We start from the raw sequence: 18,582 nt of genomic DNA, 5'->3' as shown, positions 1-18,582 counted from the left end.
CGGCGCAGGCGGCCTTCACAGTGCCGTCCGCTTGTCCCCTTCGGTCGGAGGTCGGCGCCCCGGCGGCTATTTGGTGCCGTCCTGTCGCGTCCACACGTGAGCCAGCCCTGACGACGAGGGGTCCGGATGGGTCTTCTTCCTCGCCCGGGCCCGGTCGCGGGACCATGCGCCCACAGCTACCAGCCCGGCTGCCCCTGCCCCGTACAGGGGCAGCCACTGGGTCGTCGTGGCTGCCAGGCAGACGGCAACGGCGTCATGACTCTGGGCCTCCTGCGCGTGAGCCAATGCGGCGCCGTCGCGACCAGCCAGGTTCGCGAGCGCGGCCTCTGCCCGGAGGCCCTCGTACGTGCCCACCTCAGGGCACCCGCTACGGGTGCCTGACATCGGGAACAGCCAAGCCCAGCGCTGCATCACGGGGGCCAGTGCGATGGCTACGCACAGGCCGACGACCAGCGAATACGCCACCAGATTACGGAAGTACGCAGATCGGATGCCGGGCGTCCATGCCGGCAGTCGAAAGAAGGCGAAGACCACCGCAAGAAGCGTCAACCCGATGTACGTGGCGAACCATTGCCAGGAACCCTGCGCGAGCGCGGCCGTCAGCACGGCGGCTAGTGCGATGCCGATGACCCCGGGCTGACCGGCAGTGTCCTGGCCCGCGCCGGTGGCTGCCGAGTTCCGGGTTCCTTCACGGCTGGGGTGGTTCACGAGCCTCTCCTGCGGGTTCGGAGGCCATCAGCATCCGGCACATCGCGCCGTCGGCCCTGGCGCCATGCCGGACGGGCCCGGCATGACGCCCGGTTGGGGGGAGGCAGGCGCCTGCCGCCGAAGGGGCCCCGGGGCCCTTGTCCGCAGTCCACGACAGCGCCGGTGATCCAGACTTGCCGTCAGATGCGCTCGGCGTGCCACTGGCCGACGAGGTCCCGGTAGAGCGGAGACTGGTCGAGCATCTCTTGATGGGTTCCGAGTGCGGCGTGGACGCCGTCGAGCACGAGGACCCGGTCGGCTCGCTGGGCTGAACTGATGCGGTGGGCCACTACGATCACGGTGCCGGGCCGTGCGGCGAATGCCGCCTCGGCCTGTGCCTCAGCTGCTGGATCGAGGTGGCAGGTTGCCTCGTCGAGCAGTATCAGCCGTGCGGGCGAAAGGTGGGCCCGGGCCAGGGCGATGAGTTGGCACTCGCCGTGCGACAGCGTGGCAGGGTCGGTCACTGCGTCGTATCCGCCCAGGCGCCGGATCAGCGGGCCGAGGCCGACCGCTTCGGCTGAGTGGCGCATGGCCGCTGCCGAGGCGCCGTCCGGGCACAGATACTGCAGGTTGTCGCGGAGCGTTCCGCTGAAGACGTACGCCTGCTGGGGAATGAGCACCCGGAGCCGGGAGGGTTCGCCGGACGCACTCATCCGTGCTTGTTCTCCATGGATCCGTACCTGTCCCTGGTCGGGGGTGAGCAGGCCGGCGATGAGTGCGGTCAGGGTGGACTTGCCGATGCCGCTGGGGCCGACGACGGCGAGGTGCTCTCCGGGCGCGATGGTGAGGCTGAGGTCGCGCAGCACCGGCTGCGCGTCGGTTCTGTAGGCGAAGGTCAGCGTGCGCAGTTCGACCGCGGGCGCCTGCCGACCGTCGGCGGGGTGCACGGAGGCGGATTCGGCGGCTGCTGCTGGGGTGAGCGGATCCGGATATGTTCCGGCCGTCAGCCGGTCGAGGACCACGAGCAGTCTGGTGCCTGCGGCTCCCAGGGCCTGCACCAGAGTGTGCAGCGCCGGCAGGAGTGCCTGCGTGAGGTAGGTCAGAGCGCCGACCAGAGCGCCGGCCGTGAGTCCTTGCCGCAGCAGCCACGGGGCCGCGGCCAGCAGCAGGACGACCGGGAGCTGTCCGGCCACCGCCAGGGCCAGGGTGCGGGCGGCTGCCCACCGGGCGAGGGCCCGGGCCGTGCGTGCCTCGTTCTCGATCAGAGCACATGTGAGGCCGCTCGCCTGCGCCGTGGCCCCGCAGGCCACCACGTCGCGCAGGCCTTCCGCCAGTGCTCCCGTCTGGGTGGCCAGGGCTTCGTCGGCACGCAGGAAGGCGCGCTGGCAGGCTGCCATGGGGATCAGCGTGGCGGTGAACAGGAGCAGCCCGAGGAGCAGGGGTGGCACGACGACCAGCAGGAGCTGCGGAGCCAGCGAGGCCAGACCCGCCAGCGCGCCTGCCGTGGTGAAGAGAAAGGACCGGGCGACCAGCACCAGTCCGGCGAAACTGTCGCGTGCGATTTCGCTCTGATGCGTCAACCGCGAGACCACGGCGCTGTCCGCGCCGCGTGCGGCTCCGGCCATCGCCTCGGCCAGCGCTTTCGACGTCACCCTGCGTATCAGCCCGTCCCTCAGGGGTTCGACGAGCCCGGCAAGGCCGCGGAAGACTCCCCGGGTGGCCAGGCCGCCCGCGAGGGCGGCGGCAACTGCGAGAGACAGCCACCCGAGCCCGGTGCCTGGGCGGCCGGCGAGGAAGCCCTGGTCCAGCGACTTTGCGACGCTGTAGCCGCCGACGAAGGTCTGCAGGGATTCCAGGAGAGACCAGCTTCCCAGCCTCAGCAGTACCCGTCTGCGGTGGCCCAGGAATCGCATCGCTTGGGGCAGGATCCGGCCGCCCGTCATGAGTCCGGGTCCTTCGTCGAGGTTTCTTCGGGGCCGGCGAACACCGCACGGTAGTCGGCGTTCTCCCACAGGCGTTCGTGCGGTCCCACCGAGCGGATCCGGCCGTTGTCCATCCAGGCGACGAGATCGGCGCGCGCCGCCGTGGAGACACGATGGGCTATCAGCAGACGGGTCCCGGGGTGTACATCGTGCACGAGGGCCCGTCCGACGTGAAGTTCCGTGACGCTGTCGAGGCTGGAGGTGGCGTCATCCAGCACGAGCAGGCGACCGGCGTGAGCGAAGGCCCGTGCCAGTCCCAGTCGTTGGAGTTCTCCACCGGACAGGGGGACCTGAGTGAGCCGGGCCTCGTAGCGGCCGGGCAGGCGCTGCACGAAGGCGTCGGCCCCGGCCGCGCGGGCTGCCCTTTCGATGCGCAGGGCGCTGGGCGCATCCGGGCCGAAGGCGATGGCGGCGCCGACGGTTTCGCCGAACAGGACCGGACGTTCGAAGGCGTAGCCGGTTTCCCTGCGCAGGTGTGCAGGGTCGACCTCGGTCAGCGGCACTCCGTCGAGCAGTACCTGGCCGGCGTCGGGGTCGGTCAGGCGACCGGCCAGTGCGGCAAGCGTCGACTTCCCGGCTCCGGAGCGACCGACAACGGCCATGATCGTCCCGCCGGGGACAGTCAGATCGACGTCGTGCAGCACGGGCGCTCCGTTGCGGATGACGGTGACGCCACGCAGCTCCAGGCGGCCTGGTCCGTGGGCCGGCAACGGGCGCCGGCCCTGCCGTACCGGGGGGATGGACAGGACTTCGGCGGTACGGCGGGCAGCGGAACGGCTGCGCAGGAGAGCGTTGAGCTGTCCGGTGACCGCGCCCAGGCCGGCGGCGAGGTTGGTGTAGGCGGCGGCGGCGAGGAGCTGGCCGACGCTCAGGTTTCCGTCGGCGAGCCGGATTCCGCCGACGGCGACCACGAACGTGATCAGCAGTGGCACCAGGATGCTGCTGCCGGCTGCGGCGTGTCCGTACACCTGCCACATGCGTCGTCCTTGTGCACTCAGGTCGCCAAGGGGTGCCAGGATGCGCACGCGTTCCCTCTGTGCGGTTCCCGCGGCAGCGATGGTGCGCGCACCGCCGAGGGCCTGAACGAGGCGGGATGCGATGGTGGCCTGGATGCGCTGGTACTGCGTGATGCTGTCGGAGGAGTGCCGGGTGAAGGCACGTAGTAGCAGGAGGAGGAGGGGCGCTCCGGCCAGGAAGACGGAGGCCAGCCAGAGGTCGGTGAGCGCCAGCGCGACCAGTCCGCCGAGCGGGGCCAGCAGCGAGGCGGCGCCGGCGGCCGCGGTCACGGGGGCGGTGCCGGCCTCGGCGGCGTTTCCGGTCAGCCGGGTGACGAGATCTCCCACGGTGAAGTGGTCGGTGGCGCGCCGGGGTTCAAGGCTCAGCAGATGTGCGATGCCCCGGCGGCGGATGCGAGCGGTGCTGCGCGCGCTGGTGACTCCACTCAGGTACGCCACGAGAGCGTCGGAGAGGACTTCGGTGAGGATCAGGAGCGCGCACCAGGCGAGGGCGCGGTGCAGGCCTGCTGCCCCGTTCAGCGTGCGGTCCAGCGTGCCGCCGAGCGCTGCCGGGAGAGCGATGGCCGCGGCGGCAGATGTCGCGCTGAAGACAAGCACGGCCGTGGCGTGGCCGGCACTGTGGCGGGCTGCGTCGGCCAGGACGTGCCGGGCACGGGCGGTGGCTGCGGGTTGCCCGGCGGGCGGGCGGTGGGTGAGGGCCATGGGTGTGCGGTCCTCGTCTTCGTGGCAGGGGCGAGTCGGAGCGCAGTGGCCCCGGCGTGCGTCAGCCGGGGCCACTGCGGTCATGTCACGGAGTGTTCAGACCCCGCAGGGCGGGTTCACACTCCGCAGGCGACAGCTCAGTTACAGGTGGTGACGCTGAGGCTGCTGTCGCCGCACAGCAGCAGGCTCGCGCGGCTGCCGCCGGTGCCGAGCTCGCCGGTGATCTCGGTGGTGGGGGTTTCCATCATCTGCAGGTCGAGAAGGGTCATGGTCGTGTTCCTCTCAATTGGGGACGGTTCTTACTTGCGGCTCCCCCAAGGGAGCCGGTTCTGGGGCCGCCTTGGCGGCGGGAGGAAGGGCAGGTGCACGGGAGCCTCGTGCAGAGCGCTGCCCAGGGCGAGCAGGCAGCCGGCGGTGCCGGTGCTCAGATCCATGGACAGACGCATCATCTGCTCCCCTGCGAAGGCCAGTTGGCCCTGGTAGGGGATGGCGCCCCAGGACAGTGAGTCGATCTGTCGGCGCACATCGGCGTCGTGTGTGCCGGGGCCTTCGGTCGTGGTGCGGCTCAGATGCAGCACCATGCCTGCGGCTCCGCGGAACAGGCCGGGCTGGGCATAGAACCTGGCCTGTGCAGCCCGGACGATGTCGACTCGTGCCTGTTCGAACTGTTCGTCGCGGCGGTGCAGGAGGTAGTCGTCGATGACCATACCGATGCCGACGCTGCCGGCTCCCAGGTAGGGCATGGTCCGCCAGCCTTCGTTGACCTGGAGGGTGCCGCCGGCGCTGCGGACGCAGCGTTTCAGGTCGCTGCGCAGGGCGTCGGCGGCGAGGTCCAACAGGGCGCCGTCGCCGGTTCGTTCATACAGGCGCACGAAGAGCAGTGCCGTTCCGCTGGCACCGTGCAGCAGCCCGGCGCGGGAGGCGGCAGGTCCGGCGGAATGACCCGCGGCGGATGAGGCGGTCTTGTCGGCAATCAGTTGGGCACACTGCAGTGCCCTTTCGTGCAGGGTGCGCTCGCCGGTGGACGTGGCCAGGGAGTCCAGGGCGAGGGCGAGACCTGCCAGGCCGCTGTGCAGGTCGGGCGCGATGTCGTGCCAGGGCCGTGAGGTGAGGGTGTCGACCAGGTCGAGCGCCTGGTCCCGGTGCCCGAGCCGGTCGAGGACCCACGCGATGCCGGACAGCCCGTCGTAGAGCCCCAGCGGTGTGCCGGAGGCGGGCGACTTCGTGGCCCGCAGCAGCCACTCCTCGGCCGCCGGACATCGTTCGGCGCCGGTCTCGGCCAGCGCGTACAGGACTCCCGCCGCCCCGTAGGAGAAGCAGGCGCCCCCGGCCGAGTTGGCGAACTGGGCGATGTCTCCGGGGAAGAAGCGGTCCTCACGCTCCGGTGTGGCCGACGCGATGATGGCCCCTGCCATGGAGTCGCGGCTGCGTGGCCAGTCGGCAAGCCGCACCGGCAGATAGCCGGGCCCTTCCCCCGCCTTGGAACCCGCCGACCCGGGCGACGCGGCCGTAAGGCCGCGCTGGATTTCCGCAACAGCCTCCTGGAGGAAGGCCGGCGGCACCGGGAACCGTTCCCCGGCGATCCGGGCCAGATGGCCGGCCTTGGCACGGTCCACCGCGAACAGGCTTGTGAGCGGAAGGAACAGCGCCAGACGCAGGCATGCCAGGGCGTACCGGTCGACGTCGAAGCCCCTGCGGTCGGCGGGGGCGACAAATCCCGGGTTGGCGACCACCTGACGCCGTGTCACGTCGTCGACGGCGGCGGCCTCGAAATCCAGGAGCACCACCGAGGACTCGTCCTCCGACAGCATGATGTTGAACAGGTGCAGATCGTTGAAGACCACACCCCGGGCGTGAATCGCCTCCACAGCCTCCTCGACGAGACGGTAGATCCGCATCGCCCACTGTGTGTACTCGGCGAGCTTTTCCGTACTGGGGTCGGCCTCGATGAGCGGGTGCCGGTGGGCGAAGAAGTTGTTCAGGGGCCGCCCCTCGATGTACTCCATGACAAGAAAGGAGTGCTCTCCGAGGGTGAAGAAGTCCAGTACCTCAGGGGTGCAGGCGAGCCCGGCCAGCCTCTGCAGAGCGTCGCGTTCACGCTCGAGACGGGCAACGGCGTCCGCTCCGTCGGCAGCAAGGCCCGCATGCGGCCGGCCCTCCTTGAGGACCACCTGCCGGCCGGTGCGCACATCCCGGCCGACATACACGCCGCCACCGTTGGAGAAGTGCAACGCCCGCTCGAACCGGTAAGGGACATCGGCGACAGTGGTCGCGGCGCGGGCCGCCACATGCGGTTCGAGGAACGCCGGGAGAGTGATCCACGGGGGGACATGGAAGGTCGGGTCCCGGCGATCGGGCACCAACTGTCCTTGTGCGTCCGACACCGCGGGGACCAGTTCGCCGCTCCCGTCATAGCAGTACCGCTCGGTGAAGCTGCCGTAGCGCACGTAGACGGGACCGGTGCCCAAGCGCAGATCGCTGAGGATGACGGGGCCGGGTTCGCCGACGAGGAGCCCGTCCAGGCCCTCCGCAACGGTACGGAACTCCTCGTCGTCGGCCGGATAGACCGTGATGAACTTTCCGCTGGCAGCGCGATTCGCGTATTTCGCGTTGCGGGAATGGAGCAAATAGCGGCTCGGCATGCATTTGAAGGCAACGGACCGTGGGACGCAGTAGTCCCATACCGTCCCCAGGACCCTCTCCGCGTTGTCCAGACAGGCGGAGACGTGGATCTTCCATCCCTGGCTGGGGAGTTCCCGCTCCACGGGGCGGAAGGCCAGCCAGTCACCGGAACGATGCCGCTGCCACCCCTGCGGCAGATCGCGCCCCGCAACCGAGTACGGCGCACTGCTGCTTGCACCGTCAGAGACCCGCCGGTACGGCGCGTCATAGAACTGACGGCTGACATCACAGAAAGCGGCGTACCCCTTGTTCATCAGACTCCTTCGGCTGGTGACACCGAGACGTTGTCACGTAGCCGGAAGCCGGAACAGTCACACTTGTCACGCAACAGGCATGCAGAACGCACGAGTAACCCATCACGACACATCCATCTCACCGTCGGAGACCGTCGGAGAAGGACGCCGAGGGGCGTTCACCCGCGCGCCGGGAGGCCCGCCGGCTCCCCTGGTGGCCGCGGACGGCACCGCGGCGCACCGGGGGCGGCCACCGTGCCAACCTGCGGCGGGCAGCCGGCCCGGTCCCCCGACGAAATCTCTGAGGAATTGGCGCCGTACCGCACTGTCTGCCGCTGCCGGGCCAGGAGTACCCTCTGACCTGATCACGGCCACACAGCTCATCGGCTCAGCAACACACCGGCTGAGCAACACATCGGCTGCAGCCATCAACCACCCGGCCCGGCCCCCAAGGCCACTGGAACGGCCGGCGCGTGCGGTCGGCAGTAACGCCCTGCCAGGGACCAGTGCTCCCCCGTACAGACGGCTGCGGCAAGCACCGCCCGCTTGCCAAGGAGTGATGATGGAAGCACCCGCATCCGTCGGTCTGTTCACCATCGAGGGCACACAACACGGCCCCTACCCGGGTGCCGTCACCGGCGACGTGTGCGCATTCGACGCCATCGCGCTCCACCCTGACACCGCCGATCAACTGCTTCAGGACCTCAACCAGGACGACTCCATCTTCACGGGATCCTGGAAGGGGACGACGCTGCGGCTTTGCTGGACGACACCATGGAACGAAACCGCCACCACACTCATACTTCCCGACACCCACGGCCGGTACCGGATCGGCGGCCTGTGGCCCTGGGCCGACTGGGACGGCTGGGACGGCAACTTCCCCCACACCGACAAACAAGCCTTCGCTCTCGGAGTCGTGGAATTCCGCTTCTCCCGCCCCAGCGTCCTGCCCGGCCACCTCCAGCCCGCCTACAGCAAGGGCCGCGAAACGGCTCACCAACTCACCCTGAACACACCACATCCTGGGCTTGATCCGCTTTGACGGACATCCGAGATCAGGGGTTCTGTCCCGGAAGGATGTCCATCATGGGCGTGGGGAAGAAGAGCGCAGCCTCAAGAAGACCCAGTACCGTCCGCGCCTCATCGACGACTGCCTTGCAGGCACCGGCCTGACCATGGACAGCTGACCACGACCAAGCCGGTTCAGTGGCGACGTCCTAAAATCCACCGCTGCTAGCAATCTTTCTCCCCGGCTGAAGGGCCGTCACCTCATGCACACCACGGGATTCACAGGCGGTCCAATACGGCGGCTGACTCACCGAGCCATTGCGGTGGCACTCTCAGCACTTCTCACCGGATGCTATGGCTCCCAGGGAGCGGCGCCCCCGCGCCCTACTGCGCCGCCTGCGATCAAACCGTGTGTGACCGCATCCGGCGATCTCGTCGCCGACTTGGACGGTGACGGCCATGCCGACCAAGTCTCTGACCCATCCCGCACAGGGGCTCGGCTGACCATTGCCTTCGGGGCGGTCTCCGGTCACAGGACGCAGGTTGGGGTGAGGAAGCTGGCCGGCAGCCCCGGCGACGCACAGGAAGACGTCCTGGCCGCTGTAGCGGATTTCAACCGTGATGGATGGAGCGATCTGTTCATCGTGGCCACCGGTGCGTGGCGAGGAGATGACCCGATAAACCCGAGTGTGTCCGAGATGAGGCTTGGCCCGTTCTCAGCGGCAGGCCGCGGACAGAGTGTTCGCCACCTCGACCTCGGCGAGACCCGTGGCATCGCTGTTGCCGACTACAACCACGATCACTACCCCGACCTGGCTGCCTTCGTCTACGCCGGCGACGGCGTCTATGAGACACAGGCTCGTCTCGGCAGCAAGGCCACACGGCTTGCGAGCGACAGCGGAAAGTACACCGTTGAAGCAGATCGAACCGACGACGACACTCCCAGCAACATGCCTCACTCCGGCCTCAGTTCGTTCCACCCGCAGTGTGCGGCGAATGGCAGCGTGGTGTGAGCCCCACCTGTGGACGCCCGCTCACGCGCAGATCCTTGGCGATGACCGTGTTCTTCTCACCCCGGCCAAAGCCCCTCGGCAGCGCGCATCCCTCGGTTCCCGCCCGGCTTGTTCATGGCCCAGTCCGGTCCTGGCGGCGCGCTCGACGCCGCCTCCGCCGCCCTCGCCGGTCCTGACGGGACCGGTCTCGGCCCGCTCCGCCGCCGAAGCCGCCCTCGGCCACCGGGATGACGGTCACGCCCCCGCGGACGATCGGTTCGCCGAAATCGGCGGTGCCTGATGCTCCTTGCCGGCCGTGCGGGCGCCGTGACGGCGTGACCGGTAGCCGCGTTTGGCCAGCGCGCTGTCGTCGAGTTGCTCGGTCGTGTCGTAGTTGCGCCAGCCGGTAAGGCGTCCTTCCGAGTTGTACCTGGCTGACAGTCCGGGGGGATCCATGTGATCTCCGTGTTGCCGGACCAACTTCTGGGGCAGCATGACCACTGCTGTGATGCCGCGGGGGGATGACCTGCGGAGCTGGACGCGTATGCCGTGGCGACCGGAGAGCCGGCCGACGACGAACATACCCATGCGCCGGGCCACCGAGACGTCGACGACTGGCGGGTTCAGGAGCCTCTCGTTGGCCTCCTCAAGGTCCTTTGCGGTCATGCCCATGCCGCTGTCCTGGATTTCGACCTTCGCGCCGCCGCCGGACAGCAGCTGGCTCGTGACGAGCACCTCGGTGTCCGGCGAGGAGAACGCGGTCGCGTTCTCCAGCAGCTCCGCGATGAGGTGAACGATGTCGTTCACTGCCTGGCCGTCGACGTCCGCGGTTACCAGTCCGCGTAGCTGCACACGCTGGTACTGCTCGACCTCACTGGCGGCGGCCCGGAGGACATCCACGAGCCGGACCGGGCCTCTCCAGCGGCGGCCTGCCTCCTCGCCCGCGAGGACGAGCAGGTTCTCCCCATTGCGGCGCATGCGGGTGGCCAGGTGGTCGAGCTTGAAGAGGCTGGCGAGCAGCTCGGGGTCCTGTTCGCCGTTCTCCAGATGGTCGATCAGCTCCAGCTGCCGTTCCACGAGGTTGTGGCTGCGCCGCGAGAGGTTGACGAACGTCGTGTTGATGCGGATCCGCAGCTGCGCCTGCTCGAAGGCCAGCCGTACGGCCTCGCGATAGACGTCGTTGAACGCGTGGGCGACACCGCCGATCTCGTCGGTCGAATTGACGCTCGTGGGCTCGACCTTGATGGCCTCCAGTTGGGCGTCGCTGGAGCCCCCCCGCAACAGCCGGACCAACTCGGGCAGGCGGCGTTCCGTGATATCGAGCGCGGAAGCGCGCAGGGTGTGCAGGGGGACGAGCATCGACTGCACGACGACGCGTGTCACACCGAATGCGAGCAGGAGGATCAACAGCACGACGAGCGAGGCGATGAACACTGAGCGCTCGGCCTGGTGCTGCTCGCGCGAGCTCTCGTCTTCGACCGATCCGACGAGCCGCTTCTCGACCAGACGCATCAGCTCGAGCTTGCTGGTCATGGTGTCGAACCACTCGCCGGCGTCGAGGCGGGGGCGGCTGGCGCCCTGCCGGGTGAGCGCCTGCTTCTGGAGCATTTCAGCCCTGTCGACGTCCCTTCCGGTGACGGTGTGCTCGTAGAACTGACGCTGGGCCAGCGGCGCACCGGACCGGAACTCGTCGATCAAGGCTTGTTGCTGCCGGCTGACGAGGGTCAGGCTCTGGGCCTCGCTCGCAGCAAAGTGTCCCTTGGTCAGCGCACCGCCGAGCAGCGCGCGTTGCCGGGAGGCTTGCTCCGTGGCCTGTACGAAGGTCTGGAGGGCACGGGCCCTCCCGGCAAGGGTCTGGTGGGCAATGTCCGGCGTGAGAAGGTCAAGGGCGTCGGTGAGCTCGGCGATCAGCTCCGTGTATGCGTCGACCACGGACAGGAAGGGCATTTTCGAGTGGTCTACCGTGTCGCGCATAGACGTCACCGGCCCGCCCAACGCGTCGAGCGCCGCGAGTCGGGTGGCCAGGACGGGGTTCGTCCCACGGTGGACCTGGGCGGCCTCAGCACGGACTCGGGCGAGCGCCGCGTCGACCTGCGAGCGCTGGATGTCCAGCTGGCTCGTGTCGCCCGTGCGGCCGGCCGCAACGTAGAGCGCGGTGAGATCGCGTTCGTCCTCCAACTCCTCCAACAGTCCCGTGCTCTTGTCGACGAGACGGACGAGCCGACGGACGTTGTCGATGTCCTGGGTGGTCTGCACGGCCGATGCGATCCGCAGACAGCCGAGCACCAGTGCGGTGATGATGGGGATGAGCACCACAGCCAGCAGCTGGGTCCGCAAACTCCAGGTACTCGGTGCGAACGCCTTCTGGTTGCTGCCCCGGCGCCGCCGACACCGTCCGCCGGCACGCACGGGGCCCGGATCGGAGTTGCCCCGCTCGGTACTGCCGTTGTCGGAACCCTTGCCGCTCTTTCGAGGTGTCTGCACCGGTTCCGTGCCGCGGCGATCCACCACGGGTTGTGTTTGCACTTGCTCTCGCACCTTCTCCCCGCCATTGAACGTGCGCGATTCAGCGGCGCGTGCGCGCATCGCGGACGCTCCTCTCATCGCGCGAGTGCGCTTGTCGTGACGTCGCTGAACGAGGCCACGGCCTCGTCTCTCCTCTGACAGGTGCCTGGGGCAGCTGACTACGCGTCGGTCTGGGGGCTTCTAGGGATCGCAACCACTGCGTCGGCGGCGGTCGCTGCGCCGATCCGCTCGGTACTGGTGCCTGGCCGTCCGTCGTCTGTGCCCCTCGGCGGGTGGAGCCTGGCGTCACCGGCGAAGTGGCCGGCGCGTTCGGCCGACCAGCGGCGAGGCCGCGCTCGGCGCCGTGAGTCAGCCGGACATGCGGGAGGGACGGCTGTCCGCGACGGCCCGGCGGCCGATCGGCCAGACTCTGACCGATCCCGAGCCGCTGCGGCACGCCCTCGCCATGTACGAGCGGAGGGTAGGCGGTCGAGGACCAGGTAGTACCAGCGGGTCGCGGTCGCTCGACCCGCGACGCCGCGAGGGCCGCGCCGGGGGGAGCCACCCCCGTACTGGCCCACCGGCCGGACACCACCCTCATGACGCCGCCCCTGCGCCTGGCCACTCGCTCCTCCGCCCGCTTGCCGCGGTGACGGTCGCAAGGGCAGACAGAATGAGCACGGTCGACGCCGCGCCGGGGTCCTCGTGACCGATGGTACGGGCGCCGAGATAGCTCGCCCGGCCCTTCCGTGCCTGCATGCCGGCGGTCTGCTTCAGGCCCCGCACGGCGGCGTCGAACGCCGCGCGGGTAGCGTTGCTCAGGTCGCCGCCGGTGTCGATGACGGCCTGGTAGGAGGCTACGGCCGGGCCGAGGGCGTCGATCATGGTTTTGTCGCCCTCGAGCGCCGCGCCGATCCGCTGGATGCCGGCGAGGGCAGCCGCCAACGCCGCCCCAAGTTGTTCCGCAGACACGTCGGGATCCTCGCCAAGAGTCCCCGCGGCCTGCCGGAACCCGGTGCCGTACAGCGGTCCCGAGGCGCCGCCGGTCTTGCTGATCAGTGCCCGGCCGACGGTGGCGAGCACCGCACCGGGGGTGGGCGGGTTGGTTTCGTCCAGCATCGCCACCGCCGCCTGCAGGCCACGGCGCATGTTGATGCCGTGGTCGGCGTCGCCGACAGCGGAGTCGAGGCGGGTCAGATGATCGGCGTTGTCGACCACCAATCGGGCCGCCTCATGGATCCAGGCCCGGAACATGCTCGCGTCCATCGTCGTCCTTCTCCCTCGTGATCCGTCGCGGTGTCCGAGGCCGCTCAACGTCCCCAGCGCAGCGCGGGGGTCTCGACGGGGACATCCCACAGATAGGTGAGCTGCGGCGTGAGCCGGCACACCGTGATCGTGCAACCGGCCATCTCCAGGCTGGTGATGTAGTTGCCGACCAGGTTGCGGGTGATCCACACGCCATGACCGGCGAGCCACTCGGCAACCGCGGCATACACCACGTACAGCTCAAGAAGCGGGGTGCCACCCAGGCCGTTGACCATCACGAGCACTTCGCCTGAGAGCGGCATGTCGGCGTGGATGGCGTCCAACGCGACACCGACGATCTCCTTGGCGGAGACGAGCCTGCCGCGGGCGCGACCGGGCTCGCCGTGGATGCCGACGCCCAGCTCGATCTCGTCCTCGCCCAGCTCGAAACCGGGCTTGCCCGACGCGGGCACCGTGCACGGCGTGAGCGCCACCCCGAACGAACGGGTCCGGTCGTTGACCTCCCGGCCCAAAGCGGCGGCTGAGGCCAGGTCCGCGCCAAGCTCCGCAGCCGCACCGACGAACTTCTCCACGAGCACGGTCGCCCCGGTACCCCGTCGGCCCGCCGTCCACGTACTGTTCTCCACGGCGACATCGTCATTGACCACGACGCCCTCCACCCGCACGCCGTCGTCGGCGGCCAAGTCGGCGGCCATCTGGAAGTTCAGCACGTCGCCGGTGTAGTTCTTCACGATGTGCAGCACTCCCGCCCCGCCGTCAACGGCCCGCGTGGCGGCGAGGATCTGGTCCGGCACGGGAGATGTGAACACCTCACCAGGACAGGCCGCATCCAGCATCCCGTACCCGACGAACCCGCCGTGCAGCGGCTCGTGCCCGGACCCGCCACCCGACACCAGGCCGACCTTCCCAGCGGTCGGCCCGTCCGCGCGGACGATGTAGCGGTCGGACGTGTTGACCGTCAGCGAGGGGTGCGCGGCGGCCACGCCGACGAGAGCATCGGCAAGCACCTCATCGGGCGAGTTGATGAGCTTCTTCACGGTTCAGGCCCCTTCTCGACTGGATAAGAACATCAGCAGAAATCCGGCAAATGGTGCGGATCAGTGGATCAGTGGGATTTGTCAGGGCGTCACCTTGCGCGTCACGCAGGTCCTTTGATGGACCGGTCCGATCGGGCCTGCCCACGCTCGACTGATCGCGCCATGTGCGCGGCTCGGGTCAGGGCAGCGACGGCAGGCAGCACTGCTCGACGAGTCGCCAGACCTCTTCGGGGGTTTCGCGGGTGAGGGCGATGGCCGCCAGGGAGGCGCAGGTGTCATGGCGCAGGCGCCGTATGCGGGCGCGTACTTCGTCGAGGGCGGCGGGGCCGACGGAGAGGATGTCGCAGCCGAGACCTATGAGGAGGGGGGTGACGAGGGGGTGTGCGGCGGCGTCGCCGCAGACGGAGACCTGGCGGTGGTGGCGGTGTGCTGCCGTGACGACTTGGGCGATGGCGTTGAGGACGGCGGGGTGTGCCGCCATGGCGGGGGTGGCGGTGGGGTCGCGCCGGTCCAGGCCCAGGATCTGGCAGGTGAGGTCGTTGCTGCCGATGGAGAGGAAGGCGGCTTCGCGGGCGAGGTCGTCGGCCGCGGCGACGGCTTCGGGGAGTTCCACCATGATGCCCAGGGGCGGGGCCGGGACACTGGCTTCGTCGGCTGCGGCCTGGAGAAGGCGTCGGCAGGCGCGCAGTTCGTCGATGCCGGCGACCATGGGGATCATGATGCGCAAGTCGGTGTCTGCTCCGGCGCTGAGCAGGCTGCGGAACTGATCGGCGAAAGCATCGGGTTGGGCGAGCATGAGGGGCAGGCCGCGGCCCAGCCGTTGGCCCTGGCGGACTTTGGCGAGGAACGGCGGGAGTTTGTCGTCGGCGAAGTCGAGGGTGCGGGCGGTGACGGTCTGTCCGGCGAGTGCGCGCAGCACCGGGACGAGGGTGGCCGCGTGCTGGTTGCGGGTGGGCCAGGCGGGGTGGTTGAGGAAGGGCAGCTCGGTGCGGAGCAGGCCGACACCCTCGGCGTTGGCGGCCAGAGCCGCTCGGGCCTCGGCCGGGGTCGCCACGTTGGCCCGCAGCACCACGTGGTGCTGGTCCAGTGTCTGGGCGGGCAGGTGGCGCTCGTCGGCGAGGGCGAGGCGGCGGGTGCGGGCGGCGTCCATGGCGTGCAGGGCCCTGGTGCGTTCGTCGTCGTTGGGAGGGGCGACGGCGGTGGCCTGGTCACTGTCGAGGAGGATTTCCTGCCCGTCCGCTAGGTCGAGCAGGGCGGGGTCGACAGCCAGTAGGAGGGGGATTCCCTGTGAGCGCGCGACGATCGCGGCGTGGGAGTTCGGGCCGCCGGTGACGGAGATGGCGGCGGTCACTGTCTGCCCGGGTTCGAGCAGGTCGGCCGCGCCGATCTCGTGGGCGACCAGGACGAGGGGCTGGTCGGGTGCGGGGCCGGTGTCGCCGTGCAGGTGGGCCAGGACGCGGCGGCCGACTTGCCGTACGTCGGCGGCGCGTTCGGCGAGGGTGGGGTCGTCCAGGGCGGCGATGGTCCGGGCGTAGGTGTCGATGGCCTGCCGGACGGCGACGGGCACCGGCTGCCCTTGGTGCGCGCGCTTGATCGCCTGTTCGCGCAGATCGTGGTCCTGCGCGATGTAGCTGTTCACCTCCATGATGTCGGCCTCTTCGTCCTTGCCCCGTTCACGCAGGGAGGTGGACAGGTCGAGCAGGCGGGCGGCGACGGCGTCGAAGGCGTCTGTGATCTGCTGTGCGGCGTCGCCACTGGTGCGGTGAGGGAGCACGGTTCTGGTGAGCGGGCGGTCAGTGCGGTGGAGGAACCCCAGGGCTATGCCGGGTGCGGCGGTATGCCCGGCGTAGGTGTGGCGATTGGTCATCGGGCCACCACCGTTCGGGCGAGGGCGCGGAAGATCAGGGCGGCGGAGGTGGCTCCCGGGTCCTGGTGGCCGATGCTGCGGGCGCCGAGGTAAGAGGCGCGGCCCTTGCGTGCCTGCATGGGGATGGTCGCGCGCATGCCCTCCTCGGCAGCATCGGCGGCGGCCAGGGCCGCGGCGGCGAAGTCGGCTCCGGCGCCGGCGTGCTGCTGGAAGGCGGCCAGCGCGGGGGCGTAGGCGTCGATCATGGTCTTGTCGCCGGGTGCGGCCGCGCCGAGCTTCTGGATGCTTTCCAGTCCGGCGGCGAGTGCAGTGGCGAACTGCCGCGTGTCGGCGGTGGGTGCGTCAAGGGCCTTGCCCATGGCGCGGAAGGCGCCGCCGTAGAGGGGGCCGGAGGCGCCCCCGACGCTCGAGATGAGGGTGGCGCCCGTTTGGGCCAGCACAGCCCCGACGGTGTCCGGCTTGTCGTCGGCCGGGGCCGTGGTGACGGCGGAGAAGCCGCGTTTCATGTTGGTGCCGTGGTCGGCGTCGCCGATGGCCGAGTCGAGCTGGGTGAGGTGGTCCTTGTACTTGTCGACGGCGGCGGCGATGGCCTGCACCCAGGTGCGGGCGAGGTCGGTGTCCACGGAGTCTCCGTTCATGGTCGTTGCGTGGCGCGTTCACGGTTGGTGAGCCGGGGGCGGGGGCGGATACGGGGGGTCGGGTGAGATGGCGCGGGAAGGCTCCCGCCCGGCCCTCGCGTATCGCGCGGCCCCGCCCCCGGCTCGGTTCAGACGCCCCAGCGCAGGGCTGGGGTGTTCACGGGTGCGTCCCACAGGGACAGCATGTCGGCGTCGGCCTTGCACACGGTGATGGAGACACCGGCCATGTCCAGGCTGGTCACATAGTTGCCGACGAGGTTGCGGGCGATCACGATGCCCTTGTCCGCCAGGGCGGCCGCGACCTCATTGAAGACCACATACAACTCGATAAGAGGTGTGCCGCCCAGGCCGTTGACCATGACGATGGTCTCGTCCCCCGCGGTGAGCGGCTGGTCGGCGAGGATCGCGTCCAGGGCGGTGGCCACGATCTCCTTGGCCGGACGGAGCTTTTCCCTGCTGCGTCCGGGTTCGCCATGGATGCCGACGCCGACTTCCATTTCGTCCTCGGGCAGGTCGAAGCCGGGCTTGCCGGCGGCGGGGGTGGTACAGGGGGCCAGCGCCACGGCGAAGGACCGGGAGGCGGCGTTGACCCGCTTGCCCATCTCCGCCACCGCGGCGAGGTCGGCGCCCTTCTCGGCGAGAGCGCCGGCGATCTTCTCGACGAAGACCGTGGCCCCGGTGCCCCGGCGCCCGGCGGTCCACGTGGAGTCCTTGACCGCCACGTCGTCGTCGACCAGCACGGTCTCGATCGTGATGCCTTCGTCGGTGGCCAGTTCGGCGGCCATCTGGAAGTTGAGGACGTCACCGGTGTAGTTCTTCACGATGAACAGCACGCCGGAGCCGCCGTTGACGGCCTGGGCCGCCGCAAGCATCTGGCCGGGTACGGGCGAGGTGAACACCTCGCCGGGGCAGGCGGCGTCCAGCATGCCCAGGCCCACGAAGCCACCGTGCAGCGGCTCGTGCCCGGAACCGCCGCCGGAGACAAGAGCGACCTTGTCCGGTCTGGCGTCGCCGCCCCGGGTGATCAACTTGTTCTCGGCGTCGACTTTCAGTTCGGGGTGGGCGGCGGCGATGCCGGCCAGGGCATCGTCCAGCACCGCCTCGGGGGCGTTGATGAGCTTCTTCACGACAGGGCTCCTTCGGCAGTGGCAGGCTCAACGACCTGGCTCTCAGCCCTAGTTGCAGCGCCGGCCTTGCGGTGGGCGTTGAGGGCGGTGTAGAGGACGCCGGCGGCGATCGCGCCGATCACCTCGGCGGCCAGGTAGACGGGCAGCTGGTCCCAGTGGACCGTGGCGTCGAAGAACTGGCCGGTGATCATCGGGCCGAGCGTCCTGGCCGGATTGATGGACGCCGCGGTGGCGGGCGCCACGGGAATGATGATCGCGAACACGCCGAGGCCGATGGCCAGACCGGCGAAGCCGCCGGCCGCACGCCGGTCGATGGCCCCGAAGACGACGAACGCGAGGATGAACGTGCCGATGGCTTCGGCGAAGAAGGCCTGGCCGTCGCCGACACCGGCGCCGTAGGCGGCGATTCCGAGTCCGACGTCGACCGCCTTCTTCCCCAGCACCCCGACGATCGCAAGCGCTCCCAGCGTCGCCCCGGCCACCTGGGCCGCGATGTAGCCGGGGACGTCCCGCCAGGGCATCTTCTTGGTGACGGCCAGCGCCAGGGTGATGGCCGGGTTGATCTGGCAGCCGGAGACATGGCCGATCGCGTAGACCATGGCGATGACGGCAGTGGCGAAGGCCAGCGAGATCATTCCCAGCTGCGCCATGGTGAACGGGGCGTCGCCCCCGACGAGGAGCGTTGCGGGGACCGAGCCGACGCCGATGAACACCAGCACCGCGGTGCCTAGCATCTCGGCCAGGAGCTTTTGTGAGTAAGTGTTTTCTTCCATTGATGGCGCCCAGTGCCGAGCGGCAGCTTGGGCGTCTCACCTCCTCCGCATGGAGCGGGCTATGAAG

14 protein-coding genes are annotated in these 18,582 nt (G+C 69.6%); 2 read left to right on the top strand and 12 right to left on the bottom strand.

From position 1 onward, the window contains the following. Positions 1–66 precede the first annotated feature (66 nt). The 5 genes from ACQEVG_RS36680 to lanKC form a co-directional block, all read right to left on the bottom strand. Positions 67–708, bottom strand: coding sequence for a hypothetical protein (locus tag ACQEVG_RS36680; RefSeq protein WP_432992080.1), 642 nt, complete (start codon positions 706–708; stop codon positions 67–69). A gap of 179 nt (positions 709–887) precedes the next feature. After that, positions 888–2,630 carry an ATP-binding cassette domain-containing protein gene (locus tag ACQEVG_RS36675; protein ID WP_432992077.1) on the bottom strand — a complete coding sequence of 581 codons (1,743 nt, stop codon included), beginning with the start codon at positions 2,628–2,630 and terminating at the stop codon, positions 888–890. Further along, complete coding sequence (locus tag ACQEVG_RS36670) at positions 2,627–4,387, bottom strand: ABC transporter ATP-binding protein (protein WP_432992074.1); 1,761 nt, start codon at positions 4,385–4,387, stop codon at positions 2,627–2,629. Before ACQEVG_RS36670 ends, ACQEVG_RS36675 begins: the two co-directional genes overlap by 4 nt. A gap of 137 nt (positions 4,388–4,524) precedes the next feature. After that, the gene (locus ACQEVG_RS36665; protein ID WP_432992071.1) at positions 4,525–4,656 is read right to left on the bottom strand and encodes a SapB/AmfS family lanthipeptide; all 132 of its coding nucleotides are present in this window, start codon (positions 4,654–4,656) and stop codon (positions 4,525–4,527) included. Between the two features lie 30 nt (positions 4,657–4,686). Beyond that, on the bottom strand, positions 4,687–7,323 hold the full coding sequence (lanKC, locus tag ACQEVG_RS36660) for a class III lanthionine synthetase LanKC (protein WP_432992068.1): 2,637 nt from the start codon (positions 7,321–7,323) through the stop codon (positions 4,687–4,689). A gap of 541 nt (positions 7,324–7,864) precedes the next feature. On the opposite strand from lanKC, the gene ACQEVG_RS36655 reads away from it, so the two are divergent. Further along, a complete protein-coding gene (locus tag ACQEVG_RS36655) occupies positions 7,865–8,344 on the top strand; it encodes a hypothetical protein (protein ID WP_432992065.1) in 480 nt (159 codons plus the stop codon). 379 nt (positions 8,345–8,723) lie between these two features. Then, positions 8,724–9,323: an FG-GAP repeat domain-containing protein gene (locus ACQEVG_RS36650; RefSeq protein ID WP_432992062.1), complete on the top strand. Its 600-nt coding sequence runs from the start codon at positions 8,724–8,726 to the stop codon at positions 9,321–9,323. A 234-nt stretch (positions 9,324–9,557) separates the two neighbouring features. Here the strand turns inward: ACQEVG_RS36650 and ACQEVG_RS36645 are convergent, their stop codons facing one another. The 7 genes from ACQEVG_RS36645 to ACQEVG_RS36615 form a co-directional block, all read right to left on the bottom strand. Continuing rightward, positions 9,558–11,828, bottom strand: a complete 2,271-nt coding sequence (locus ACQEVG_RS36645; protein WP_432992059.1) for a sensor histidine kinase — start codon at positions 11,826–11,828, stop codon at positions 9,558–9,560. Between the two features lie 576 nt (positions 11,829–12,404). Continuing rightward, positions 12,405–13,073: a dihydroxyacetone kinase subunit DhaL gene (gene dhaL, locus ACQEVG_RS36640; protein ID WP_432992056.1), complete on the bottom strand. Its 669-nt coding sequence runs from the start codon at positions 13,071–13,073 to the stop codon at positions 12,405–12,407. A 44-nt stretch (positions 13,074–13,117) separates the two neighbouring features. Then, a complete protein-coding gene (gene dhaK, locus ACQEVG_RS36635; RefSeq protein ID WP_432992053.1) occupies positions 13,118–14,110 on the bottom strand; it encodes a dihydroxyacetone kinase subunit DhaK in 993 nt (330 codons plus the stop codon). A gap of 178 nt (positions 14,111–14,288) precedes the next feature. Continuing rightward, complete coding sequence (locus ACQEVG_RS36630; protein WP_432992050.1) at positions 14,289–15,977, bottom strand: phosphoenolpyruvate--protein phosphotransferase; 1,689 nt, start codon at positions 15,975–15,977, stop codon at positions 14,289–14,291. Next, positions 15,974–16,615 carry a dihydroxyacetone kinase subunit DhaL gene (dhaL, locus tag ACQEVG_RS36625; RefSeq protein ID WP_432992047.1) on the bottom strand — a complete coding sequence of 214 codons (642 nt, stop codon included), beginning with the start codon at positions 16,613–16,615 and terminating at the stop codon, positions 15,974–15,976. Before dhaL (ACQEVG_RS36625) ends, ACQEVG_RS36630 begins: the two co-directional genes overlap by 4 nt. A 128-nt stretch (positions 16,616–16,743) precedes the next feature. Then, positions 16,744–17,742 carry a dihydroxyacetone kinase subunit DhaK gene (dhaK, locus tag ACQEVG_RS36620; protein WP_432992044.1) on the bottom strand — a complete coding sequence of 333 codons (999 nt, stop codon included), beginning with the start codon at positions 17,740–17,742 and terminating at the stop codon, positions 16,744–16,746. Next, complete coding sequence (locus ACQEVG_RS36615; RefSeq protein WP_432992041.1) at positions 17,739–18,515, bottom strand: MIP/aquaporin family protein; 777 nt, start codon at positions 18,513–18,515, stop codon at positions 17,739–17,741. Before ACQEVG_RS36615 ends, dhaK (ACQEVG_RS36620) begins: the two co-directional genes overlap by 4 nt. Between the last annotated feature and the right edge of the window lie 67 nt (positions 18,516–18,582).

Source organism: Streptomyces sp. CA-135486 (assembly GCF_050936555.1).
Classification (GTDB): Bacteria; Actinomycetota; Actinomycetes; order Streptomycetales; family Streptomycetaceae; genus Streptomyces.
The sequence above is the reverse complement of the archived record's forward strand: the minus strand, read 5'-3'. Positions and strand labels throughout refer to the sequence as shown.

What these genes read in the sequence shown, in the direction of transcription:
- ACQEVG_RS36630 (WP_432992050.1), bottom strand. Translation starts at nt 15,977, where the DNA reads ATGACCAATCGCCACACCTACGCCGGGCATACCGCCGCACCCGGCATA.
- ACQEVG_RS36615 (WP_432992041.1), bottom strand. Translation starts at nt 18,515, where the DNA reads ATGGAAGAAAACACTTACTCACAAAAGCTCCTGGCCGAGATGCTAGGC.
- dhaL (WP_432992047.1), bottom strand. Translation starts at nt 16,615, where the DNA reads ATGAACGGAGACTCCGTGGACACCGACCTCGCCCGCACCTGGGTGCAG.
- ACQEVG_RS36665 (WP_432992071.1), bottom strand. Translation starts at nt 4,656, where the DNA reads ATGACCCTTCTCGACCTGCAGATGATGGAAACCCCCACCACCGAGATC.
- dhaL (WP_432992056.1), bottom strand. Translation starts at nt 13,073, where the DNA reads ATGGACGCGAGCATGTTCCGGGCCTGGATCCATGAGGCGGCCCGATTG.
- ACQEVG_RS36655 (WP_432992065.1), top strand. Translation starts at nt 7,865, where the DNA reads ATGGAAGCACCCGCATCCGTCGGTCTGTTCACCATCGAGGGCACACAA.
- ACQEVG_RS36670 (WP_432992074.1), bottom strand. Translation starts at nt 4,387, where the DNA reads ATGGCCCTCACCCACCGCCCGCCCGCCGGGCAACCCGCAGCCACCGCC.
- lanKC (WP_432992068.1), bottom strand. Translation starts at nt 7,323, where the DNA reads ATGAACAAGGGGTACGCCGCTTTCTGTGATGTCAGCCGTCAGTTCTAT.
- ACQEVG_RS36675 (WP_432992077.1), bottom strand. Translation starts at nt 2,630, where the DNA reads ATGACGGGCGGCCGGATCCTGCCCCAAGCGATGCGATTCCTGGGCCAC.